Raw genomic sequence first — 23,042 nt, forward strand, 5'->3', positions numbered from 1 at the left:
TATGAATAGTTTTGATTATATTACATTAAAATAATGACGGATATGTCAACACAAATGTCACATATAAATCATGACATCGGAAAATTACTTCTTCGGATTACAGTAGGAGGTCTTATGTTGTTTCATGGTATACATAAATTAACCCACGGACATGATTTTATAATCAGTTCGTTGAAAAATAAAGGATTACCCGAATTTCTCTGGTTGGGAGTTCCTATTGGCGAAGTATTGTTTCCTGTATTTCTGATCTTGGGATTGTTTACACGAACAGCTTCTTTGGTTATTGCTTTTACAATGGCAATGTCTATCTATCTGGCTTTTTCAGGAACTGCTTTTCAGATTAATGAATTTGGTGCATGGAATGCGGAGTTGAATATTTTTTATTTATTCGTTTCTGTAGCCATCTTTTTTTTGGGTGCTGGCAAATATTCAGTTTATCAAACTAAATATTGATTTGTTAATGAGAAAAAAGAGCTGTAAAGCTCTTTTTTTATTTGGTATTACGAGGATTTCTACGTTCGTTTTTAAGCGGACGCTCTTCAATGCTCCTTTTACTGCGATTAAAAGATTTGTCTTTTGTTGGAGGCGGCGTTACTTTTCTCGATACCGTATTGGTATTTTTAGGCAGACTGCCTTCTTCCGTTTTGGTAGATTCTTCTAAAAGGCTATTGAGTTCTTTCATTTCTTTAGCCGATATCTCACGGTATTTTCCTAAAGGCACATCCAAAGAAATGTTCATGATGCGTACTCTTTTTAAAGCTACAACCTGGTAATCAAAATGCTCGCACATTCTGCGTATCTGCCGGTTGAGACCCTGTGTAAGAAAAATTCTGAAAACCGTTCTGCTTATTTTTTCAACGCGGCAGTTTTTGGTTATGGTATCCAGTATCGGAACTCCGCTTCCCATACGACTTATAAAGCGATCTGTTATAGGCTTGTCAACCGTAACGATATATTCTTTTTCATGATTGTTTCTGGCGCGCAAAATTTTATTGACAATGTCTCCGTCATTCGTCATAATGATCAAACCTTCAGAATCTTTGTCTAATCTGCCAACCGGAAAAATACGCTTGGGATAGTTGATGTAATCAACAATATTGTTTCTTACTGAATGATTGGTTGTACATTCAATACCGGCCGGTTTATTAAATGCGAGATAAACGGAAGCTTCGTTATTTTCTCCTATGAGGGTGCCATCCACTCTTATTTCGTCATTCTTACTCACTTTAGTACCCATTTCAGGAAGCTGCCCGTTGACGGTTACTCTTTCCTGTTCAATAAGTTTGTCAGCTTCTCTGCGTGAACAATAACCTGCTTCTGATAAAAATTTGTTCAGTCTTGTCAATTCTTCCATAATGCAAAATTACTAAATATATTATGGTCTCCGATATAAAAAAATAATCATGTGATATAAAAAATAATAGGTTTATTAGTATGTTTGTAGCATCTAAATATGAACGAACCCCTTGATTTAAAATGAGCTTACTAAAGGAAGTCAATGTTATCAGAAGAAGAGTAACCAAAGGATTGACCAAAAATATCGGAAAAACCATTGATTATACAAAATATGATCCTATCGATCCGTTGACGGTAAAACGTGTGTTGATCAGCAGGCCAAACAACAGACTGGGGAATCAGCTGATGATGACACCTTTGGTTCATGAAGTGATCGATACTTTTCCAAATTGTACTATTGATTTATTTGTAAGGGGTACGCTTTCACCGATAATTTTTGAAAACTATAAAGAGGTAGAGACTATTTATAATTTGCCTAAAAAACCTTTTAAACATTTGCTGGACTACTTTGGTGTCTGGTTTAAATTGAAGAGAAAGAAATATGATATGGTCATCAATGTAGTTCAAAACTCATCGTCCGGAAGGTTGTCTACAAAAGTAGCACGTGCCCGTTATAAATTTTTCGGTGAAAAGATTGAACTATTGGAAAAACAATATAGTGATTATAATCACATGGCCAAAAATGCCATTTATAATCTTCGTTACTATCTGAATATGTTGGGAATCGAGGATAAAAAAACGGCTATTCCGGTGCTGGATATCAAAGTAAATGATAAAGAACTGGCTCAGGGTAAGGATTTGTTGGATAAATTGGTTAAGAATGATAAGAAAACAATCGGTATTTATACCTTTGCCACTGGTGAAAAATGTTATTCAGAAGAATGGTGGGCAAATGTTTATGAGAGATTGATGCAGCGTTTTGGTACTGAGTACAATATCATAGAAGTTTTACCGGTAGAAAATGTTTCTCAGATAGCATTTAAAGCACCTTCTTATTATAGTAAAGACATTCGTGAAATTGCAGGTTTTTTACAAAATCTGGATCTTTTTATATGTGCAGACAGTGGAATGATGCATTTGGGAAGTGCGGTTACCTCTCCGCTTATTGGTCTTTTTTCTGTTACGGATCTAAACATGTATACACCTTACGGCCCAGACAAGATTGGAATAGATACACGAAAAATGAGTTATGATCAGATTATGGATCAGGTTCAGCGATCATTAAACTAAACATCTTTTCTTTCGAGAAATCCGATGATATTTTTATACACATTCTGATTATAAAGACTGTGACCTAAATTTTCTGTTGGAATAAAAGTAACTTCCGGATTTTTTTCTGTGATTTCCAAAGCATCTTCATAAGGCACTATCAGATCGCTTTTATCATGAATAATAAGGATAGGCTGATCGATATGTTTAATAAAATGTTCTGTATTGAATTGTTTAATGTCAATTTCAAATCGATTTTTAAAAATTGAAATATAGTGATGAAATGAGGTTTGGCTCAGGGAAAGTAATTTCTGGTAATTATTTGTAATACGTGAAAACCGGTTTGGACTTCCCAACCCCACTACTTTTTTTACTGAAGGGAATTTATACAGAGATTGATAGTAAAACATGGTAAGTCCGCCCAGAGAATGTCCTATCAGGTAATCAGGGTTAAATTCCTTGCATACTTCATGGATGAATTGACTATATAGAATCGGATTCAGTTCTTTGCCCGAACTCATGCCCTGACCAGGGGCATCTAAAGAAATGATATTGTAATTTTTTTTCTTTTTAAAATATTGTATAAGACCCTGCCAGCGGTTAGAGTTACTTTCCCATCCGTGTATGAGCAGAATTGTTTCTCCATCATTTGGCCATTGATACGTCTGGATTTTATATTCCTGAAACGATAATATCTTTTTTTGAGACTTCTCCAGAAAAGGAGTGAAGGCAAGGAGTTTACCTTCGCGTGGTACAGAAAATAAGGTATATGCTAAAGAAGCAGCCCGCTGAGCTTTAAAAAGAGCCAGAACATTGATGTAAAACCCTGCACCTTTGGTAAGTAACCGATATTTTAAATTTTTCCAGTAGTTCATAAAAAAAAGCCTCTTTAAGAGAGGCTTCAAATTTATTTTAATTTTGCGATAATCGCATCAATTTTTTCTTTTTCTTCTTCAGCTAGAGCACTGTCAATCAAAATTCTTCCGCTATGCTCATCTGTCATGATTTTTTTACGTGCTGCAATTTCTACCTGTACCTGAGGTGGGATGGTAAAGAAAGATCCTGCAGATGCTCCTCGCTCTATAGATACCACCGCCAAACGATTTTTTACTCCGTTTCTGATACGTGTGTATGCATTTAATAAACGCTCTTCAATCAAGTCTGCAAATTCTTTTGATTTTTCAGCTAATAACGATTCTTCTTTTTCAGTTTCAGATAAAATACTGTTTAATTCAGATTCTTTATGCTGTAAATGTGTAGACTTTGACTCTAATTTTTCTGAGGTCTGAGCAATAATGTTTTTCTTGTGCTCAATAGTAGCTTTGAATTCTTTAATGTGCTTTTCAGCTAATTCAATTTCTAAATTCTGAAATTCAATCTCTTTTGTCAAAGAGTTGAACTCTCTGTTGTTACGAACATCTTTTTGTTGTTCTGTATACTTTTTGATGGATTCTTTAAAGGTATCGATGTCATTTTTCTTTACCTTAATCTGCTCCTCTACTGTTTCTAATTCAGAGTTTAATTTTTGCAAACGAGTAGTTAGTCCAGCAACTTCGTCTTTTAAATCTTCCACTTCAAGAGGCAATTCTCCTCTCATGTTTCTAATTTCATCAATTCTGGAGTCAATCAATTGCAAATCATATAATGCTCTTAATTTTTCCTCGACAGTAAGTTCTGCTTTCTTTGTCATATCTATAGGTAGTTTACTGGATTTGTGTTTCTCTCACATAAAATAATCGCAAAAGTAGTAATTTTTTTTGTAAGATAATCAACAATATAATTTTTTATATATCTTTCGCTTTCAAAATGGCCTATGTCAGCTAATAATAATTGATTTTCAGCCTCATAAAACTGATGGTATTTGAGGTCCGCTGTGATAAAAGCATCTGCTCCCTGCTGCAAAGCATTTTTGATGGCAAAACTTCCTGATCCTCCTAAAACGGCTACTTTTTTTATAGGTTTGTTGAGAAAAGCACTATGCCTGATACCTCCGGTACCTGTTTTTTCTTTTACCATTAGCAGAAATTCTTTTTCGTGCATAGCTTCCGGCAACTCCCCAATCATTCCCATTCCAATAGACTGATGTACATTTTCTAATTTACTGATCTCATAAGCAACTTCTTCATACGGATGGTTTTGGAACAATGCCTTAAGTATTTTTGATTGCAGATGGTTTTCAAAAATAAGCTCAATTTTGGTTTCTTCAGCATAAGTTATTGTTCCTTTTGTACCATATACAGGATTACTGGCATCATTTCCTCTGAAAGAACCTGTACCTTCCGAAGTAAAACTACACATATCATAATTTCCGATAGCTCCGGCTCCGGCTCTGAACAAAGCATCTTTTAGGGAAGCTGCTGCATTTGCCGGTACATATGTGCAAAGTTTATATATATAAGACTGTTTTGGGATGAGTATTTTAGGAGACATCAGCCCTAAAGTGTCAGAGAAAATTTTATTGACACCATTTTGGTGGTTATCCAGAGCGGTATGAACCGCATAAATAGAAATGTCATTTCTGATGGCTTTCAACACAGCTCTTTCCACATAATTTTTACCGGTAATTTTTTTTAAACCCGAAAAAAGAATAGGATGGAAACATATAATAAGATTACATTTCTTCTCTATGGCCTCTTCAACAATGCTTTCAATCGCATCATGACATACAAGTACTGCTGTTATTTCTGTTTCAGCATCACCTATCAGTAAACCCACATTATCAAAATCTTCGGCGTACCCCAAAGGAGCCATTTCTTCTAAAATCGGGATTATTTCTTTTATTTTCATATTAAACAGGAGATTTTATAATACGCTCCGACCTTCAAAGATAAAAAAAATAGCTACTTTCGTGTTATGATATCGTTTAGAAAATTACTATTTCCGTTTTCTGTTGTATATGATGCAGTAACACAATTGCGTAATATAGCATTTGATCAATCCTGGAAAGAGCAGATTTCTTTTGATATTCCTATTATTTGTGTTGGTAACCTTAGTGTAGGAGGTACAGGCAAAACGCCACAGATAGAGTATTTGATCCGTTTATTAGAGCCACAATTCCGTGTAGTAACTCTCAGCCGTGGCTACAAACGAAAAACGACAGGATTTTATCTGGCAGATAAAACCTCAAGAATGGAAGACATAGGAGACGAACCGTATCAATATTTTACCAAATTTAAAGATATATATGTAGCTGTAGATACGGACAGAGTAAACGGTGTGCGTCAGATAATGAAAAAATTACCACAAACAGAGGTAGTTCTTTTGGATGATGCCTACCAGCATCGTCACATTAAAGCGGGGTTTACTATTCTACTAACCAAGTATAATGATTTATATATGGATGACCTATTATTACCGGCAGGTAATTTAAGGGAATCTAAAAAAGGAGCCAGCAGGGCTGATGTTATTATTGTAACAAAATGCCCTCCGAATCTCTCTTCTGATGCTCAGGAAAAAATTGCCAATAAACTTTCTATTCTTAAACATCAGCAATTGTTTTTTACTTCAATATCGTACGACAAGTACATATATAATGGAATTGAACCAATTGAATTGCAAGAAATAGATAGAGAAGCTTTTATCGCCGTAGCCGGAATTGCAAAACCTCATTACTTTTATGATCATCTGAAAATTGGCAGAACGAAAACCATAACTTTTCCGGATCATCATCATTTTTCTGAAACGGATATTCAGAAGATAATATTGAAAGCGAACGGAAAAAAAATTATCACTACCGAAAAAGATTTTATGCGCTTGAAAGGTAAAATACATCCTGATCAGTTGTATTATTTACCTATTGAAACTACTTTTATCAATGATCATTCTTTGTTTGACAATACTATATTGAATTTTGTAAGACAATCAATATAGAACAAAAATTACCTTTGATTCCCTTTTTAAATGTTTGTCCAAAGAATATATATGTTACGATTTTTTTGTTAAAATATTAATAAGAAATAGGTTTATATTAAATTTTTACTATATTTGTAGTATCGTATAATAATAAGTATATGTAATTGCCTTGATCCTTATACTTATTTCTACTTCTATATACGAATATGAATTCTTGCCAAATGTTTACACTGTAAAGTATCAGCATAAAAGATAGTGTATATAAAGTGTAAAGATGCGTACTTAAAATAGACAATCAGAGTGTTGGTACATTATAATTCTTTTTTCAGCCAAAGCTTAAGGAAAAAAAAATTCAATTATACCAATTGAAAACTGAAAAGGAGTTGATAATAATGTGTCAACAAATATAACTACCGAAAAAGCAGGTTTATTATCCTGTTACTACTTAAAGACAAGTTTAAATTGCTCTTATCATATTGTTGTTCGGATTGATTTGATATACCATACAGTCTTATACCAAAGCAAGATATTATATGATTTGTTATTTTTTTAATTAATTCTCATACGCTATTCAAAGGTGTGAAAGGTTCTACTTACGTTTAATTTAATACAATACAAAGTATGAAGAAAAACTACATTTTATTGGTGCTGTTTTTAATGATATTACAAACAAAAGCACAATCTCTTTATGTACTTGCAACGCATAACGCAGCATATTCCGATTTGGTAAATCCAATTTCTATCAATAACGGAGAGGCTTGGAACGGAATTCCTTATGGTCCTTTTGAAGTTCCGTTTTCCTTTAAAATAGCCAATCAGCCTATTACTAATTTTGGTTTTGAAAATGATTATTTCGTTTTTTTTACAGCAATGGAAATAAATGCTTCTCAATATATTTTATCTGCTCCGGGTATTTATGTTCTGGATAAGAATTACGAAACTGGTATTTCCGAATCACCCCTTAGTTATAAAGTGGATGGAATTGTTGGGAACAGAATTTTAAAAATTGAAATCAAAAATGCCGGTTCAGAAACAGAGTTATTAGTAAATCAGACCAACAATCTTTTTTTAAATGTACAGATCTGGATCTATGAAGGAACTGATGTTATAGAATACCACTATGGCAACTCAAATATTACTCAGACAGATATAGAAGACTTTAAAGAAGAAGAAGATCCATTGCTCGTAGCTATAGGAGAGCCATCTTTTACTTATAGTGGGTTTGTATCCGGAAATCCGGTATCACCAACATTTAATGAGATAAATAATGGTAATATTAATGAAATAGACCTTACAGAATATGCATTAAACTCATATCCGGCAAGTGGAACTGTATATCGTTTTACCCCAAGCACTACAGTAGCTAATGATAAATTTGATAAAACACGATTCAGTGTCTATCCGAATCCGGTAACAGAAGTACTTAATATTTCACTGGAAAAAATGGATGTAATGGCTTATATCATCACCGATATGACAGGTAAAACCCTTCAGAAAGGTATTTTTAAAGCCTTAGAAAATACAATTGAGGTCGGAAATCTTTCATCAGGTATGTATTGTATCAGAATAGGAGATACCACTCAGAAGTTTATTAAAAAATAATAATGATTATAACATTTGAATTTAAAATCATGAAGAGAAAATTATTTTTATTAGGTCTGTTGTTGATGTTTATACAAACAAAAGCGCAGACTCATTATACTCATACTGCTTCTACTACAACTTATACAGATTTGGAAGATCCGATTTCGCTGAACGATAATCAGGTATGGTATAATAATCAGTACGGACCATTTGAGGTACCATTTAGTTTTAAAATTGCCGGTCAGACCATCACCCATTTTAGTTTTCGAAGTAATAATTTTGAATTTCTTACAGGATTGAACGATGACAGTGACACCACTTATCTTATGATTGCTTCCGGTATTTTTATTCAGGATAAGAACTACGATGAAGAAATTTCTCAATCCCCGATTAGTTATAAGGTGATAGGAAGTGCGGGAAGCAGAGTTTTAAAGATGGAAGTAAAAAATGCCGGTTCTACAACCGAATCAAATGCAAATGAAACCAATAGTCTTTTTCTGAATTTTCAGGTTTGGATTTATGAAGCAACCAATATAATTGAATACCATTATGGTGATTCAAATATTAACAGTACAGCAATGGAGATGCTTGTACAGGAAAATCAAGATCCTTTTTTGATAGGATTGGGAGAGAAATTTTTAAATTATGGTGGATTTGTTTACGGAGATCCTGCATCGCTTTCTTTTGCAGAAGTAGCTAATGTAGAAGAGAATGAATTGGGATCTTATAAAATAACGTCTTATCCTGTTAATGGAACACTATACCGTTTTATTCCAAGTACTACAACAGTAGGAACTGAGCAGTTTAATAAAACCCAATTTCGTATGTATCCGAATCCGGTAACATCTATATTGAAAATTTCTTTAGAGAAAATGGATGTGACAGATTATATCATCACCGATATGACAGGTAAAACCCTTCAGAAAGGTATTTTTAAAGCCTTAGAAAATACAATTGAGGTCGGAAATCTTTCATCAGGTATGTATTGTATCAGAATAGGAGATACCACTCAGAAGTTTATTAAAAAATAATAATTAATTATAACATTTGAATTTAAAATCATGAAGAGAAAATTATTCTTATTAGGTCTGTTATTAATGTTTATACAGGTAAAGGCACAACCACAGTCTCTGTATACGCAAACTACTTTTATTGAAAATTATACAAATCTTGAGAATGGAGTGCCAATGATTATGAGTGAAGATTGGATTACGGACTATGGTTCAGAAATTCAGTCACCTTTTCCTTTTAAAATAGCAGGAGAGTCCATTAGCTTTTTTGTCTGGACAGGGTCTTCTTTTACTTTTTTTACACAGGCAGAATCAGAAGATGACGAAAATGTATATGAATTACTAACTGCCGGTTTGGCTCTGAAGTCAAGACCGGTTGAAATTGGAGTACCACAATCTTTAATGTCTTATAAAGTTGAAGGAGCAGAGGGCAGCCGAATTTTGAAAATTGAAGTTAGAAATGCGGGCTTAAAGGCTGAGCCAGCGGTGAGTTCAACAACTAACATTTTTATGAATTTTCAAATATGGATTTATGAAGGAACGGATGTTATTGAATATCGTTACGGTACCTCGAATATTACTCCGGAAGATTTGGTAACCTATGATATATTTTTAATATTAAGTGATTTTTTGATTGGAGTTAAGGGCTATGATATTTATAACTGTTTTGTCTATAATGATCTTACAGCACCAACTTTTGCTGAACTTTTTGGAGACGAGTACTGGAATCCCTATAGAATAACAACATATCCTGCAGAGAAGACTGTGTATAGATTTGCACCAAATAACAGTACTGTAAGTACAGAGAATTTTAATAAAACACAGTTTCGTATGTATCCGAATCCGGTTACATCTATACTAAGTATCTCTTTAGAAAAAATGGATGTGACAGATTTTATCATCACCGATATGACAGGTAAAACCATTCAAAAAGGTACTTTTAAAGCGTTAGAAAATACAATTGAGGTGGCAGATCTTACATCTGGTATGTATTTTATCAGAATAGGAGATACCACTCAGAAATTCGTTAAAAAATAAAGATAGAAATTGAAAATATTTCTCTTTCGTCAATTTAGGTAGTAAGCGTATCGAAAACTTACTTCTCAGTTTTCTAAAAGAAAGGATTAAAGTAGGAAAGCCATTTCCATATGTTTGACTACCTACTGACGGATGAGATTGATCACGATCAGTGATTAAATAAAAATACGCTAAGTGTTTTTTCTAAAGTGTAGTTAGTAAATAAGATATAATCACAAATAGTAACATATAAATATTAACCATGAAAAAAAGTCTCATTCTATTGCCACTATTTTTAATGTGCATCCAAACTAATGCCCAGACATTTTATGCACAAACGACTGCTTCAGCAAATTATACAGATTTGTCAGATGCCGTATCAATCAACAACAATCTGGTATGGTACAACAATGAATATGATCCTATTGAAGTGCCCTTTAGTTTTAAAATAACAAATCAGACAATTACACATTTTACTTTTCGGGATGATAATTTTGCTTTTATTACGGGACTGGAAGAAACAGCTAAAACCTATCTTCTAATAGCGTCAGGTATTTTTATTGAGGATAAAAATTACTCAGATGCTGAAGTTTCTCAATCACCGGTCAACTATTCCGAATCACCAATCAGCTATAAAGTTGAAGGAACTTCAGGAAACAGAATTTTAAAAATGGAAGTAAAAAATGCCGGTTCTACAAGCGAGGTAGATGAGTTAGAAACAAATACTCTGTTTGTGAATTTTCAGGTATGGATCTATGAAGGATCAAATATAATTGAATACCATTATGGAGACACTAATATTACTGCAGATAATATGACCACTTTAGAAGATGACCCTTGGCTCATAGGAATTGCTGAAAAAACTCTGAGCTACGGTTGTTTCGTATACGGTAATCCGGCTTCTGTTAGTTTTGCACAACTACTTAACACAAATGAAGATGCTTTAGATGAGTATAAAATGGCTTCTTACCCTTCAAACGGTACTGTATACCGTTTTACTCCAAGTACTACAGCAGGAACAGAACAATTTAATAAAACCCAATTTAGTATATATCCGAATCCTGTTACATCTATGCTGAATATCTCTTTAGAAAAAATGGATGTAACAGATTATATCATCACCGATATGACAGGTAAAACCATTCAGAAAGGTACTTTCAAAGCATTGGAAAATACAATCGAGGTCGGAGATCTTTCATCAGGTATGTATGGTATCAAAATAGGAAATACGACACAAAAATTTCTTAAAAAATAATAATATATAGTAAACACATAATATTTATAAACTATGAAGAAAAGTTTTTTTTTGTTAGTTATATTTTTAATAATTGTAAAGACTAATGCACAGGAACAATCTTTGTACACATTAACGACTTCAACAGCTACGTACACGGATTTGGAAAATGCGATTTCCATTAATAATGGACAAATATGGGGTAACAATGATTTTAACCCTATCCAAGTCCCATTTAGTTTCAAGATTGCAGAAGAAACTATTTCAACATTTGCATTTGAGCAGGATAATTTTACTTTTTCTTCAGAACAATCAGATAATAAGTATGATTTGGAGGTTTCTGGAATTGTTGCCTTAGATAAAAATTTTGCTGTAGGAGGACTTTCTCATTCACCTGTTAGTTATAAAGTAGAAGGTACAGAGGGGAGCAGAATACTTAAAATAGAAGTGAAAAATGCTGGTTCAGAAGATGAGCTTACTGAAAAAGGTACTAATAATCTTTTTATAAATTTTCAGATTTGGATTTATGAAACAAGTAATATCATTGAGTATCGCTACGGAAATACTAATATTACTGCACAAGATTTACCACTTTTTCAAGAAGATGATGCTATTTTGATTGCTATAATTGACAAAAATGATGACTATGATTGTTATTTACATGGAAATCCGTTAACACCTGATTTTACTCAACTTTTTGATGGTGCCGGAACCGAGAGTGAAATAGATTCTTATGTCATGAGTTCTTTTCCGGCAAACGGCACTGTATACCGTTTTACTCCAAGTACTACAGCAGGAACAGAACAATTTAATAAAACCCAATTTAGTATATATCCGAATCCGGTTACATCTATGCTGAATATCTCTTTAGAAAAAATGGATGTAACAGATTATATCATCACCGATATGACGGGTAAAACCATCCAGAAAGGTACTTTTAAAACGTTAGAAAATACAATTGAGGTCGGAGATCTTTCATCAGGTATGTATGGTATCAAAATAGGAAATACGACACAAAAATTTCTTAAAAAATGATGTCTTTCATAAAATAAAAAGATAACTAATAATCCTACTGTACTATTTACAGTAGGATTTTGCTTTAAAATAACTTTCTTATGCGCAAATCTTTTATTTTATTCACTTTGTTACTAATTGCTGTATCTCTAAATGCCCAGACTGTCTATACGTATAAAACCATTATCGATACCTATAAAAATTTGGTTGAAGCGATTTCGCTAAACAACAGTAAAATAGAAGATATAGATGGAATGGGGCCCTATGATATACCGTTTACTTTTAAAATAGCAGGACAGACAATTACGCATTTTGATTTTGAAGACAATAATTTTGTTTTCCTGACAGGGTTAGATAAAGTAAGCGGTACAAAATATTATTTAACAGCTACTTCCGATAGTTACATTCAAGATATTTGTGCAAGAGTAGAGAAAGAAGAAGTTTTAAGTAGAGAAGAATCAGGGGATGGCACTGATTTAGAGTACAGCTATTACATTGTTAGTGTGGAAGGGATTAAAGGTAGTCAAATTTTGAAGCTCGAGGTAAAAAATTCTGGTTCAGAAACAGAATTTGATCTCAATGAGAGTAACAATCTTTCTGAAAATTTCCAAATCTGGATTTATGAAGATAACAATATGATTGAATACCGTAATGGTAGTGTAAACAAAACTATTGAAGGTGTAAAAATAGTCAGAGAAGAGTATTATGTGATTCCTGTAGGCATTACACCTCACATGCTAAATTATCTTTTTTTTAGCTACAATAAACCGGTATCACCTGTTTGTATAGACGTCAAGAGCATAATAGATGCAGAGAAAATTACAACTATTAAAAGTTCTCATTCTTTGAACAGCAATGTTTATCAGTTTATTCCGGCTGTGTCAGTTAAAGAGGAAGAATTAGGAATAGCAGATTTTATTGCCCATACAGATGAAGTTGCTTCTGAAAAATCGGATGCGATAGAATTTGTTATCACAGATAGAGCTGATACAGTTGTAATGGAAGGTGTCTTTAAAGCATTAGAAAATAAGTTGATCCTAACTAATTTAGATTTAGGAATATATTTTATGAAGATAAGGACTGTAATACATAATTGTGTTAAGAAATAATAGTATATTGCGCTATAAAATTACTAAAATATATGAAAAAAAATTATTTTCTATTCTGCTTGTTTTTCATGATAATTCAAGCACAGGCACAGACGTTATACACTATTACGACTTCTACTGCAACCTACGCAGATTTGACATCTCCTATTTCAGTAAATAATGGACAGGTGTGGGATTTCGATGATTTTGGACCTTATCAGGTACCTTTCAGCTTTAAAGTTGCCGGACAGGTGATTACTCATTTTGCGTTTCAGGATGATAATTTTATATTTCTTACCGGATTAAATGAAGATACCGATGATTTCTATTATCTATTAGCTTCCGGGATTTATATTCAGGATAAGAATTTTAATGAAGGCGTTTCGCAATCTCCAATCGGCTATAAGGTAGAAGGGAATGCAGGGAGCAGAATTCTAAAAATGCAGGTTAAAAATGCAGGTTCTGAAGATGAAGCACTGACACTGCAAACGAACAATCTGTTCCTGAATTTTCAGGTTTGGATTTATGAAGGAACCAATGTGATTGAGTATCGTTACGGTAATACAAACATTACAGCATCAAATATGTCTGTCATTGAAGATGGTATTCAGATGGGTATTGTAAGTATGAATGAGGTATACGGTTGTGCACTTTATGGAAATCCGGCATCACCTACTGTTGCAGAATTCTTTAACGGACAACAAGTGGATCCGAACATTGACTATGTAATGACAACCTACCCGACAAATGGAAGAGTTTATAAATTTACTCCTTCAACATCTGCAGCTACAGAAGAATTCAATAAAATTCAATTCCGTATATATCCTAATCCAGTAACGGAATCATTACGTATTTCGTTGGAAAATATGGATTCAACAGACTATGTTATCACAGATCTCACAGGTAAAATCATCCGAAAAGGCAAATTTACAGATTTGGAAAACACAGTGGATGTTACAGATGTAAATAGCGGTATGTATTTTATTAAAATAGGAAACACAACAAAGAAGTTTCTTAAGAAATAATAGTAAATTGCAGTAGTAAAAATACTACACATGAAAAAAATAGTTTTACTGGGAGTATTGATTTCTCTGTTTTCCTGCTCTGACGATGATATAATGGACAGCAAGGTTGATTTTTATATTCAACAACCAAAATCTGTTGATTTACAGGGGTTTTGGAAATATGAAGTAAAAACTGATGCTCCGGTATATTTGGGGGATGGATTTGATATGAAGGATGCTGCTTATGTGGTTTTCGATCCGGTTTTTATACGAACACTTTATGAACAAAGAGGAGAGTATTATAATCTTAAAAGTGATCAACGATATTGGTACCATACATCCAACAGAATTACGTTTGCATCTTTCTATAAAAACGAATCGGCTGGAGTAGAAAGAATAGATGAATATTCTTTTTTGTATAAATTAAATGCAACGAAAGATACCCTTTTTCTGAGATCAGACAGTCTGGCTTATTTTGTAAAGAAGCAAGCTGTTGACTATACAGAGAAAGAACGTAATTTCTAATATCAGAATTGTTATGGAGCGTAGAACATATAGTATTTGTTTGTTTTTCCTGTTGTTTTGCATAACAGGTATAGCTCAGACCAGTGTGAAAGAGATAACTCTTTTACAAGGAAAATTGTCTATAAATGTTCCTGCAGATTTTAAAGAGATGAGTGATCGTGACTTTAGCCTTCGTTATCGGATGAGCAAAAAGCCTATTCTTATATTGACGGATGAAAGACAGCAGCTCAATCTTATTGTAGAAAATACAAAAGCGTTATGTACCAGAGAACAATTCAACAGTTATCTTGATTTTCAATTGGATTCTTATAAGAAAGAAGTACCCGATCTTATTGTCCTGGAAAAAGGAATCATAACTTCTGCTTCAGGAGTTCCTGTAGGCTTTATGAAATTAAATTTTAAAAGTGGTGAACATCTTATTTTTAATTACTTTTTCTTTACAACGGTTAATGATGAACTCATCATCTTTACAGTAAACTTTTTAGATGTGTTACGCATACGTTATGAAAAGGCGATTGATGAGGTTTTATCATCGATAAAAATAAATCCATAAAAAAACCGACGTTAGTCGGTTTTTTTTATTCTTTTAAGCCATTGTATGAAATACATTCTGCACATCATCGTCTTCTTCTATCTTTTCTAATAATTTTTCAACATCTGCAATCTGCTCTTCTGTAAGTTCTTTTGTTACTTGTGGTATACGGTCAAATCCTGAAGATAAAATTTCAAGACCACGGCTTTCAAGTTCTTTCTGAATAGCACCAAAGCTGTTAAATGGGGCATATATCATAATACCATCTTCATCTTCAAAAACTTCATCGACACCCAGATCAATTAATTCCAATTCAAATTCTTCGAGATCAATACCTTCGATTTTTGGAATTCTGAAATTACAGGTATGGTCAAACATAAATTCAACAGAACCCTGAGTACCCATCGTACCGTTACATTTATTAAAATAACTTCTGATGTTGGCTACCGTTCGGTTGTTATTATCAGTGGCAGTTTCTATCAGAAGTGCAATTCCATGCGGAGCATATCCTTCAAATAAGACTTCTTTATAATTGGCAGTATCTTTATCAGATGCCTTTTTGATAGCGCGTTCAACATTGTCTTTCGGCATGTTGGCTGCTTTGGCATTCTGAATAACAGCACGTAAACGCGCATTGTTTTCTGGGTGTGGACCGCCTTCCTTTACAGCAATTACAATTTCTTTTCCTATTCTTGTAAACGTTTTTGCCATTGCAGACCAACGCTTCATTTTTCTGGCTTTTCTAAATTCAAACGCTCTTCCCATAATTAGATATATTTTTGAGGATACAAAAGTAAAAAATATTTATTTTTTATAAAAAGGTGTTTTTACAACTTTTGCTTTTACATCATTTTTACGTATTCTAATGAAAATTTCACTGTCTTCTTTCGAAAAAGCTACAGGAACATATCCCATTCCGATTCCTTTTCCTAAAGAAGGCGATTGGGTTCCTGAGGTTACTTTTCCAATAATATTTCCGTCTTTATCCACAATTTCATAATCATGACGCGGAATTCCTCTTTCAATCAATTCAAACCCGATTAATTTATTTTTAATTCCGGCTTCTTTTTCAGCTTTGAGATTTTCTGCATTTACAAAATCTTTTGTGAATTTTGTTACCCATCCCAAACCAGCTTCCAAAGGAGACGTTTCATCTGTAATCTCATTGCCATATAAACAATACCCCATTTCTAATCGCAGGGTATCACGTGCCGCTAATCCGATTGGTTTTATTCCGAAAGCTGCTCCGGCTTCCATGATTTTATTCCAGATAGTAACTATATTTTCATTTTTAGCGTAAATCTCAAATCCACCTGAACCCGTGTAACCAGTTGCAGAAATGATGACATCATTACAACCTGCAAAATTACCTACTGTAAAATGATAGAACTTCAATTCTGAAAGATTTACATCTGTAAGACTTTGCATCGCTTCATTGGCTTTTGGTCCCTGAACTGCTAAAAGGGAGTAAGCATCTGATAAATTTTCCAATGTTACATTTCCTGTCTTAAACTGAGAAATCCATTCAAAGTCTTTTTCAATATTAGAAGCATTTACAACCATCAGATATTCATTTTCATTTACGCGATACGTAATGATATCATCTACAACACCTCCTTTATCATTTGGAAAATAACCATATTGTGCTTTACCGTCAATAAGTACAGCCACATCATTTGAGGTTACTTTTTGAGCAAAAGCCAAGGCATCCGAACCTGTTATTTTGAATAATCCCATATGAGAAACATCAAATACACCTACACCGTTTCTAACCGTTTCATGTTCAATATTTACACCCTCGTATTGTACCGGCATATTAAACCCTGCAAAAGGAACCATTTTTGCGCCTAAAGCTATGTGTACGTTGTTTAAAGGAACTTGTTTCATTATATTTTAATTTAATTTTTTTTCGTTGAGCGAATGTAAGTTATTTTTTAGGCATTTGCAAAAAAACGGATTTCAATAAAAAAATCCCGAAACTGAAGTAACGGGATTTCTTTATTAAAGAATAATTATTGCTTGCCAAGAGTTTTCATTTCTCTTTCAATCATATCATAAAACTGATCGATTCTTGGAAGTACCAAAATACGGGTTCTTCTGTTTCGTGCTTTATTAGCATCTGAATCGTTCACCACTAACGGATTATATTCTCCGCGACCTGCTGCTACCAGTTGGGACGGATTTACACCTAATTCCTGTAATACACGGATTACAGAAGTTGAACGTTTTACACTCAAATCCCAGTTGTCCAGTAATACACCATTGCTCGCACGATAAGGAACATTATCTGTGTGCCCCTCTACCATACACTCAAAATCAGGTTTTGCATTTACAACGGTAGCTACTTTTTTAAGAATATCTCTCGCTCTTGAGCTTACTTCATAACTTCCTGTCTTAAACAGTAATTTATCTGCAATAGAGATGTAAACAACGCCTTTTTCTACATTTACTTCAATATCCGGATCATTGATACCGACTTCTCTTTTCAGGCTCGTTACCAGTGCTAAAGTTACCGAATCTTTGCGGGATAAAGCATCCTGAAGTCGATTGATGCGAAGATCTTTTTCTCGCATACTCTCTAATGATTTTTCAAGATTGGCTGCTCCTTTTGCAGTAAGAGTAGTCATTCCCTGAATATTACTGATCAGATCGCTGTTGTTTTGTTTCAAATCTGCATTGGCTTGTCTTAAAAGACCCATTTGCTGATTCAGACCATCCTTTTCAGTCAGACAGTTGCTTAGCTTGGTTTTCGTATCGTGCAATTCGTTTTGCGTGTTGTTTAATTGCGATTGTATTTGATTGTTTTTATTTTCCAAAGCAGCAATTTTCTTTTTTGCTCCACAGGATGACAATACTAATAAACCGGCTACTGAACATAATAGGGCTAATTTTCTCATATTCGTTTTCTATTTATGGATTTAAATGCAATTTAGTAAAGGTAAATATACTAAAAATACCTTTTGTACAGTGCTGTTTAACGGAAAATTAAATCCCAAATTCCTTATATTTTAAGCCTTCTGAGCCTTAAAGCATTGCTTATTACCGATACTGAACTAAAACTCATGGCAACTGCTGCGATCATCGGGGAGAGCAGAATGCCCAAAAAAGGATATAAGATACCTGCAGCAATAGGAATGCCTACAATATTGTATATAAAGGCAAAAAATAAATTCTGCCGGATGTTTTTCATCACTCCTTCACTTAGTTTTATAGCTCTTATCAAACCGGTCATATCCCCTTTGAGTAAAGAAATCTGCGCACTTTCAATAGCGACATCGGTTCCTGTACCCATAGCAATTCCTACAGTTGCCTGAGCGAGTGCAGGTGCATCATTAATACCATCCCCGATCATGGTCACCTTTTTGCCTTCTCTTTGCAAATTTTCAATAATTTTTAATTTGTCTTGTGGCACAGCTTCGGCTATTATATCATCTATTTTAAGCTGCTTTGCTACAGTATGTGCTGTTTTTGTATTATCGCCTGTGAGCATTATAATGCGTATACCTTTGGCATCCAATGCAGAAATAGCAGCTATGCTGCTTTCTTTAACCGGATCATATATAATAGAATAGCCAACTATTTTTTGATCCTGAGCTATATAGGAAATTGTTTTTCCCATAGCCTGTTGGGTTTCTACTTCTGTCTTGATTTCTTCAGAAACAGACACTTTATTACTGTTCATTAAGGCGATATTGCCCAGACTGACTTTTTTACCATCGACTATACCTTGTATCCCTTTGCCTGTAATATTTGAGAATAGCTTTACAGGAATAAGATTCAGGTTTTCATCTTTTGCTTTTGTAATAAACGATTGTCCCAACGGATGTTCACTGTGTTGATTCAATGAAGCTGTTAACTGTAAAAGTTCTCTCTCGGAAATGCTGTCAGTAGCAATAATTTTTTCAAGTGAAGGTTTTCCTTCAGTCAATGTACCGGTTTTATCAGTAACAACAATATCAGTTTTATGAAGGTTCTCCAATGCTTCAGCATTTTTTATCAAAATTCCGTTTTGTGCGCCTTTACCTATGCCAACGAGTACGGATACAGGAGTTGCAAGTCCTAAAGCGCATGGACACGCAATAATTAATACAGCCAACGCATTGGCAAAAGCATAAGAATAACCGGGCTGAGGTCCTGCAAATTTCCAAATAATAAAAGTGAGAACCGAGATACCGATGACAACAGGAACGAAATAAGAAGCTATTTTATCAGCTACTTTTTGTATCGGAGCTCTGGAATGGCTTGCTTTATTTACCATTTCTATTATTTGTGACAGCAGGGTTTCGGAACCTATTTTTTCTGCTTTTATTACAAAGGAATGATTTCCATTGACAGTTCCGGCGATTACAGTATCGTTTTCTTTTTTTGAAACTGGTATTGGTTCTCCGGTAATCATAGACTCATTAACAGAAGAATTCCCTTCTGTTACGATACCGTCAATGGGAATTTTTTCACCTGGTTTTACGCGTAACAAATTGCCTTTTTCAATTTGTTCGATGGCAATTTTTTCATCTCCCTTTTCTGTAACAAGAATAGCTTCCGTAGGGGCCAGTTCAAGCAATGACTGGATGGCTTTATTGGTTTTACTGTGTGCTCTGGCTTCGAGAAATTGTCCCAGTAATACCAATGTGAGTATGACGGTTACGGATTCAAAATACAGATGCATCATGCCGTGTTCCCCTTTCATTTCCTCAGGGATAATATTAGGAAAGAATAAGGCAATAATAGAATATACAAGCGCTGCTCCGGCTCCAAGACCTATGAGGCTGAACATATTTAACTTCCATGTTTTAAAAGATGTATATGCTCTTTGAAAATAGGTTCGTGTAATGTATACAACAGGCAGAGTTAGTGCCAATTGCAGATAGTTGGAAATCTCATGAGGAATAATGGTGTAGATAAAACTATCGTGTTTCATCCCCAGCATTGACAATGCAAAAACAGGTATCGTAGATGCGGTTGCCAAAATTAATTTTTGTCGCATTTTCCGGTGTTCTTCTTCACTATCTTCAGTTGAGGCACCGATTTGTACAAGATCCATACCACAGACCGGACATCCGATATTGGAGTCATACACTTTCTCTCCCTCGCATCGCATGGGGCATATATATTTTCCGCCAAGATGGCTCACATCTGTTGTTTCATTAGTATATGCTGAAACGGCGTGATGTTCAATTCCACGTAACTGTTCATTTCCGTCAGCATCTCTGTATATTTCCTGAAGAGTATAGTTCCCAACTTTTGAGAGTTGTTTTTGTAAAGTTGCAGTATTAGGCTTTTTGTTGGACTCTATAATGGCTTCTGGAGGAAATAAAGTTACGTATGCACTAACGTTATCAGATGAGTTAAGGGCTCCCTCAACTTTGGTACGGCAACCGTCACAACTCATACCATTTATTTTGTATCTGGTTTTCATTTGTTCAGTTATTTCTTACAAAGTGTGAATTTTTGAATTAGCGGAGCTTATTGCTCAAATAAAAGTATGTACTAAATGATTTGTTTCAATAATTTTTCTTTAAACATCTTGTTTTCAATTTTGAGTTCCTCAATGCGTTCCTGTAAATCTTTTATACGGATTTCATACTGTTCAATGAGTTTTTCAGGAAAGTGGTTGATGATGTTTTTTTCTATGTAACCTATCGGATTGCGTGTATTGTCTTTATTTTCCTGATAAATTCTTTTCTCAAGAGTAACGAGATCATAGATGTCAATATTAAATACGGTACATATTTTTTTGATGAGATCAATATCGGGAACAGTTCTTCCTGATTCAATATTCGATAATGTGGCTTGTGAAACACTTAATTCAGAAGCTAAGTATTCTTGCGAAAATCCGTATTGATTCCGTAATTTTCTAATTTTTGGTCCGATCATTTATTAAGATATTGATAAGGTAATTTGATTCTTAATAATCAAATTTGATTTTGATAAATATATTTGCTAATATCATCAAAATTAACAATAATTAAAAATTTCTTTTGCGATAAAAAGTTAAGATATTTTTAATGATTCATTCTTCTTTCATCAGCCAATAATGAACTTAAAAAATATTAATATCGGAGAACTGATTAAAAATAAAGTAAATGAATCAGAAATATCAGTTCTACGTATTTGCAAGTTTTTTAAATGTACTGAACATTATATAGATGAGGTATATCGCAGTAAATCTATTGATACTGAAAGCTTACTGAAATGGTCGAAATTGCTGGAATATGATTTTTTTAGATTGTATAGCGGACATTTGATTATATATGCTCCGTTTGATAATAAAATCTTAAAGGAGAAAAGAGATACTTCTTCTTTACCTCATTTCAAAAAACACGTATATACACATGAGATTATTGCTTTTATTGTTGAGCAGATACGATCTGAAACAAAAACCAGAAAACAAATAATAGAAGAGTACGGAATTCCAAAAACAACATTATCCAGATGGCTAATGAAATATGCTGATCAATGAATGCTCCTAATTACAAGCATATATACAAAGAAATGCTTAAAAAGTATGGGATAAAAGCAGATGCGGATATCCAGAAAGTATTAAAGAAAAAGCAGCTTAACAGTCTTGATGTAATCTTTTTGAATCAGAAAGTAGTAACAAAACAGCCGCTTTGTGATCGTAAAAACAGAAATACACAACTGCGTTCTTATGATAAAGAATCCATTGACTATATTTTAAATTATCAGGAGCTGCATAAAATGACGATTGCAGATGTCGCTAAAAAGTTTAAAATAAGCAGAAATACTATTGGTCGCTGGAAGAAAGAAAAAAAGAAAGGCTAAAAAATACTGTTATGTTTTCTTAGCCTTTTTATAGTACCATGAAATTAAAACTGATTAATAATCTCATCTTTATTTGCCTTAATTTCTTTGAAATGTGAAGGAGATAAGCCGGTTACTTTTTTGAATTGATTACTCAAATGGGCAACTGAACTGTAATTCATTTTGTAGGCAATTTCGCTGAGATTCAGTTCATCATATACAAGAAGTTCTTTAACTTTTTCAATCTTTTGAAGAATATAATACTGTTCAATAGTCTGTGATTCCTGGGTTGAAAACAACTTGCTCAACGCTTTGTATTCCATTTGGAGTTTACTGGAAAGATATTCTGATAAAGTGATTTTTAAGTCGTTTACATCTTTGGAAACCAATTCAATAATTGCATTTTTGATGCGCTCTACCAGCATACTTTTTTTATCTTCTAAAATCTCAAATCCCAGTGGGATCATTTTTTTTTCGATTGCTGCTTTATCTTCTAATGTAATCGGTTCATGAAATTCTACTAAGCCAAGTTCTACATCATTAATTTCGAAACCCATATCTTCTAAGGTTTTTTCAACAACCATAATACATCTTGGGCATACCATATTTTTAATGCGTAATGTCTTCATAGAGTAAAAAATATTAATCATTTTCTCCAAATATACCAAAACGCCTTTGAAATAAAAAATAAATGGAGCGTATATATAGAACAAGGATGTAGTGCAGTACCTTCTTTTGTGAAGTTTAACCTTTAAAGATGAAATCTCTGTTTTCTTTTGGTTGATAGGCACAGTATGTAAACTCTTTCTGTAAAATGTAAACAAAGGTACTGATATTGTAGTAAATACGAGAAACGACAGGAATCAGCATTGTCTTGTTTTGCAATTTTTTGGTGAAATTATGTAAGCTGTAAAA

Annotated in this window: 26 protein-coding genes; 15 read left to right on the top strand and 11 right to left on the bottom strand. The window is 33.7% G+C overall.

From position 1 onward, the window contains the following. Positions 1-33 precede the first annotated feature (33 nt). Entirely contained in the window at positions 34-453 is a 420-nt protein-coding gene (locus tag QW060_RS02985; RefSeq protein WP_290362223.1) for a DoxX family protein, read from the top strand. A 37-nt stretch (positions 454-490) separates the two neighbouring features. Here QW060_RS02985 and rluF read toward each other — a convergent pair whose 3' ends face one another. Next, positions 491-1,354, bottom strand: a complete 864-nt coding sequence (gene rluF / locus QW060_RS02990; protein ID WP_290362224.1) for a 23S rRNA pseudouridine(2604) synthase RluF — start codon at positions 1,352-1,354, stop codon at positions 491-493. Positions 1,355-1,476: 122 nt separating this feature from the next. On the opposite strand from rluF, the gene QW060_RS02995 reads away from it, so the two are divergent. Continuing rightward, positions 1,477-2,526 carry a glycosyltransferase family 9 protein gene (locus tag QW060_RS02995; RefSeq protein ID WP_290362225.1) on the top strand — a complete coding sequence of 350 codons (1,050 nt, stop codon included), beginning with the start codon at positions 1,477-1,479 and terminating at the stop codon, positions 2,524-2,526. Here QW060_RS02995 and QW060_RS03000 read toward each other — a convergent pair. The 3 genes from QW060_RS03000 to QW060_RS03010 are packed head-to-tail and all read right to left on the bottom strand — an operon-like array spanning position 2,523 to position 5,292. Beyond that, positions 2,523-3,410 carry an alpha/beta hydrolase gene (locus QW060_RS03000; protein WP_290362226.1) on the bottom strand — a complete coding sequence of 296 codons (888 nt, stop codon included), beginning with the start codon at positions 3,408-3,410 and terminating at the stop codon, positions 2,523-2,525. The two genes, QW060_RS02995 and QW060_RS03000, sit on opposite strands and share 4 nt — an antisense overlap. A 2-nt stretch (positions 3,411-3,412) precedes the next feature. Further along, a complete protein-coding gene (locus QW060_RS03005) occupies positions 3,413-4,195 on the bottom strand; it encodes a zinc ribbon domain-containing protein (RefSeq protein WP_290362227.1) in 783 nt (260 codons plus the stop codon). Between the two features lie 2 nt (positions 4,196-4,197). Further along, entirely contained in the window at positions 4,198-5,292 is a 1,095-nt protein-coding gene (locus QW060_RS03010; protein WP_290362228.1) for a Nif3-like dinuclear metal center hexameric protein, read from the bottom strand. A 66-nt stretch (positions 5,293-5,358) separates the two neighbouring features. Between QW060_RS03010 and lpxK the strand changes: the two genes are divergently transcribed. The 11 genes from lpxK to QW060_RS03065 all read left to right on the top strand — a co-directional run bounded on the left by lpxK (position 5,359) and on the right by QW060_RS03065 (position 15,386). Then, entirely contained in the window at positions 5,359-6,375 is a 1,017-nt protein-coding gene (lpxK, locus tag QW060_RS03015) for a tetraacyldisaccharide 4'-kinase (protein ID WP_290362229.1), read from the top strand. A 376-nt stretch (positions 6,376-6,751) separates the two neighbouring features. Continuing rightward, positions 6,752-6,910, top strand: coding sequence for a hypothetical protein (locus tag QW060_RS03020; protein ID WP_290362230.1), 159 nt, complete (start codon positions 6,752-6,754; stop codon positions 6,908-6,910). 68 nt (positions 6,911-6,978) lie between these two features. After that, a complete protein-coding gene (locus QW060_RS03025; RefSeq protein ID WP_290362231.1) occupies positions 6,979-7,959 on the top strand; it encodes a T9SS type A sorting domain-containing protein in 981 nt (326 codons plus the stop codon). 2 nt (positions 7,960-7,961) lie between these two features. Then, positions 7,962-8,972, top strand: coding sequence for a T9SS type A sorting domain-containing protein (locus QW060_RS03030; RefSeq protein WP_290362232.1), 1,011 nt, complete (start codon positions 7,962-7,964; stop codon positions 8,970-8,972). 30 nt (positions 8,973-9,002) lie between these two features. Further along, positions 9,003-9,989 carry a T9SS type A sorting domain-containing protein gene (locus QW060_RS03035; protein ID WP_290362233.1) on the top strand — a complete coding sequence of 329 codons (987 nt, stop codon included), beginning with the start codon at positions 9,003-9,005 and terminating at the stop codon, positions 9,987-9,989. Positions 9,990-10,230: 241 nt separating this feature from the next. Continuing rightward, positions 10,231-11,223, top strand: coding sequence for a T9SS type A sorting domain-containing protein (locus QW060_RS03040; RefSeq protein WP_290362234.1), 993 nt, complete (start codon positions 10,231-10,233; stop codon positions 11,221-11,223). Positions 11,224-11,274: 51 nt separating this feature from the next. Next, positions 11,275-12,237, top strand: coding sequence for a T9SS type A sorting domain-containing protein (locus tag QW060_RS03045; protein WP_290362235.1), 963 nt, complete (start codon positions 11,275-11,277; stop codon positions 12,235-12,237). Positions 12,238-12,746: 509 nt separating this feature from the next. Beyond that, entirely contained in the window at positions 12,747-13,325 is a 579-nt protein-coding gene (locus tag QW060_RS03050) for a hypothetical protein (RefSeq protein ID WP_290362236.1), read from the top strand. Positions 13,326-13,393: 68 nt separating this feature from the next. After that, on the top strand, positions 13,394-14,329 hold the full coding sequence (locus QW060_RS03055) for a T9SS type A sorting domain-containing protein (protein WP_290362237.1): 936 nt from the start codon (positions 13,394-13,396) through the stop codon (positions 14,327-14,329). Between the two features lie 30 nt (positions 14,330-14,359). Next, positions 14,360-14,833 carry a hypothetical protein gene (locus tag QW060_RS03060; RefSeq protein ID WP_290362238.1) on the top strand — a complete coding sequence of 158 codons (474 nt, stop codon included), beginning with the start codon at positions 14,360-14,362 and terminating at the stop codon, positions 14,831-14,833. Beyond that, a complete protein-coding gene (locus tag QW060_RS03065) occupies positions 14,802-15,386 on the top strand; it encodes a DcrB-related protein (RefSeq protein WP_290362239.1) in 585 nt (194 codons plus the stop codon). The genes QW060_RS03060 and QW060_RS03065 overlap by 32 nt, the downstream gene beginning before the upstream one ends. A 33-nt stretch (positions 15,387-15,419) precedes the next feature. Here the strand turns inward: QW060_RS03065 and QW060_RS03070 are convergent, their stop codons facing one another. The 5 genes from QW060_RS03070 to QW060_RS03090 form a co-directional block, all read right to left on the bottom strand. Next, positions 15,420-16,130 (bottom strand): YebC/PmpR family DNA-binding transcriptional regulator, encoded by a 711-nt coding sequence (locus QW060_RS03070; RefSeq protein ID WP_290362240.1) that lies wholly within the window; start codon positions 16,128-16,130, stop codon positions 15,420-15,422. 39 nt (positions 16,131-16,169) lie between these two features. Continuing rightward, positions 16,170-17,252 carry a glycine cleavage system aminomethyltransferase GcvT gene (gene gcvT / locus QW060_RS03075; protein WP_290362241.1) on the bottom strand — a complete coding sequence of 361 codons (1,083 nt, stop codon included), beginning with the start codon at positions 17,250-17,252 and terminating at the stop codon, positions 16,170-16,172. Positions 17,253-17,377: 125 nt separating this feature from the next. Further along, positions 17,378-18,262 carry an OmpA/MotB family protein gene (locus QW060_RS03080; RefSeq protein ID WP_290362242.1) on the bottom strand — a complete coding sequence of 295 codons (885 nt, stop codon included), beginning with the start codon at positions 18,260-18,262 and terminating at the stop codon, positions 17,378-17,380. A 104-nt stretch (positions 18,263-18,366) separates the two neighbouring features. Next, positions 18,367-20,781 (bottom strand): heavy metal translocating P-type ATPase, encoded by a 2,415-nt coding sequence (locus tag QW060_RS03085; RefSeq protein ID WP_290362243.1) that lies wholly within the window; start codon positions 20,779-20,781, stop codon positions 18,367-18,369. Positions 20,782-20,852: 71 nt separating this feature from the next. Then, on the bottom strand, positions 20,853-21,239 hold the full coding sequence (locus QW060_RS03090; protein WP_290362244.1) for a helix-turn-helix domain-containing protein: 387 nt from the start codon (positions 21,237-21,239) through the stop codon (positions 20,853-20,855). 160 nt (positions 21,240-21,399) lie between these two features. On the opposite strand from QW060_RS03090, the gene QW060_RS03095 reads away from it, so the two are divergent. Beyond that, on the top strand, positions 21,400-21,825 hold the full coding sequence (locus tag QW060_RS03095) for a transposase (protein ID WP_290362245.1): 426 nt from the start codon (positions 21,400-21,402) through the stop codon (positions 21,823-21,825). Next, complete coding sequence (locus QW060_RS03100; protein ID WP_290362246.1) at positions 21,822-22,148, top strand: helix-turn-helix domain-containing protein; 327 nt, start codon at positions 21,822-21,824, stop codon at positions 22,146-22,148. The genes QW060_RS03095 and QW060_RS03100 overlap by 4 nt, the downstream gene beginning before the upstream one ends. Before the next feature lie 44 nt (positions 22,149-22,192). Here the strand turns inward: QW060_RS03100 and QW060_RS03105 are convergent, their stop codons facing one another. Beyond that, positions 22,193-22,756, bottom strand: a complete 564-nt coding sequence (locus tag QW060_RS03105; RefSeq protein WP_290364675.1) for a helix-turn-helix domain-containing protein — start codon at positions 22,754-22,756, stop codon at positions 22,193-22,195. Between the two features lie 115 nt (positions 22,757-22,871). Next, complete coding sequence (locus tag QW060_RS03110; RefSeq protein ID WP_290362247.1) at positions 22,872-23,012, bottom strand: hypothetical protein; 141 nt, start codon at positions 23,010-23,012, stop codon at positions 22,872-22,874. Positions 23,013-23,042 lie beyond the last annotated feature (30 nt).

The organism is Paenimyroides ceti, assembly GCF_030409925.1.

Coding starts and splice junctions, on each gene's coding strand:
- QW060_RS03005 (WP_290362227.1), bottom strand. CDS start 4,195: ATGACAAAGAAAGCAGAACTTACTGTCGAGGAAAAATTAAGAGCATTA.
- QW060_RS03100 (WP_290362246.1), top strand. CDS start 21,822: ATGAATGCTCCTAATTACAAGCATATATACAAAGAAATGCTTAAAAAG.
- QW060_RS03080 (WP_290362242.1), bottom strand. CDS start 18,262: ATGAGAAAATTAGCCCTATTATGTTCAGTAGCCGGTTTATTAGTATTG.
- QW060_RS03055 (WP_290362237.1), top strand. CDS start 13,394: ATGATAATTCAAGCACAGGCACAGACGTTATACACTATTACGACTTCT.
- QW060_RS02985 (WP_290362223.1), top strand. CDS start 34: ATGACGGATATGTCAACACAAATGTCACATATAAATCATGACATCGGA.
- QW060_RS03060 (WP_290362238.1), top strand. CDS start 14,360: ATGAAAAAAATAGTTTTACTGGGAGTATTGATTTCTCTGTTTTCCTGC.
- QW060_RS03090 (WP_290362244.1), bottom strand. CDS start 21,239: ATGATCGGACCAAAAATTAGAAAATTACGGAATCAATACGGATTTTCG.
- QW060_RS03070 (WP_290362240.1), bottom strand. CDS start 16,130: ATGGGAAGAGCGTTTGAATTTAGAAAAGCCAGAAAAATGAAGCGTTGG.
- QW060_RS03085 (WP_290362243.1), bottom strand. CDS start 20,781: ATGAAAACCAGATACAAAATAAATGGTATGAGTTGTGACGGTTGCCGT.
- QW060_RS03095 (WP_290362245.1), top strand. CDS start 21,400: ATGAACTTAAAAAATATTAATATCGGAGAACTGATTAAAAATAAAGTA.
- lpxK (WP_290362229.1), top strand. CDS start 5,359: ATGATATCGTTTAGAAAATTACTATTTCCGTTTTCTGTTGTATATGAT.
- QW060_RS03040 (WP_290362234.1), top strand. CDS start 10,231: ATGAAAAAAAGTCTCATTCTATTGCCACTATTTTTAATGTGCATCCAA.
- QW060_RS02995 (WP_290362225.1), top strand. CDS start 1,477: ATGAGCTTACTAAAGGAAGTCAATGTTATCAGAAGAAGAGTAACCAAA.
- QW060_RS03105 (WP_290364675.1), bottom strand. CDS start 22,756: ATGAAGACATTACGCATTAAAAATATGGTATGCCCAAGATGTATTATG.
- QW060_RS03010 (WP_290362228.1), bottom strand. CDS start 5,292: ATGAAAATAAAAGAAATAATCCCGATTTTAGAAGAAATGGCTCCTTTG.
- gcvT (WP_290362241.1), bottom strand. CDS start 17,252: ATGAAACAAGTTCCTTTAAACAACGTACACATAGCTTTAGGCGCAAAA.
- rluF (WP_290362224.1), bottom strand. CDS start 1,354: ATGGAAGAATTGACAAGACTGAACAAATTTTTATCAGAAGCAGGTTAT.
- QW060_RS03030 (WP_290362232.1), top strand. CDS start 7,962: ATGATTATAACATTTGAATTTAAAATCATGAAGAGAAAATTATTTTTA.
- QW060_RS03035 (WP_290362233.1), top strand. CDS start 9,003: ATGAAGAGAAAATTATTCTTATTAGGTCTGTTATTAATGTTTATACAG.
- QW060_RS03025 (WP_290362231.1), top strand. CDS start 6,979: ATGAAGAAAAACTACATTTTATTGGTGCTGTTTTTAATGATATTACAA.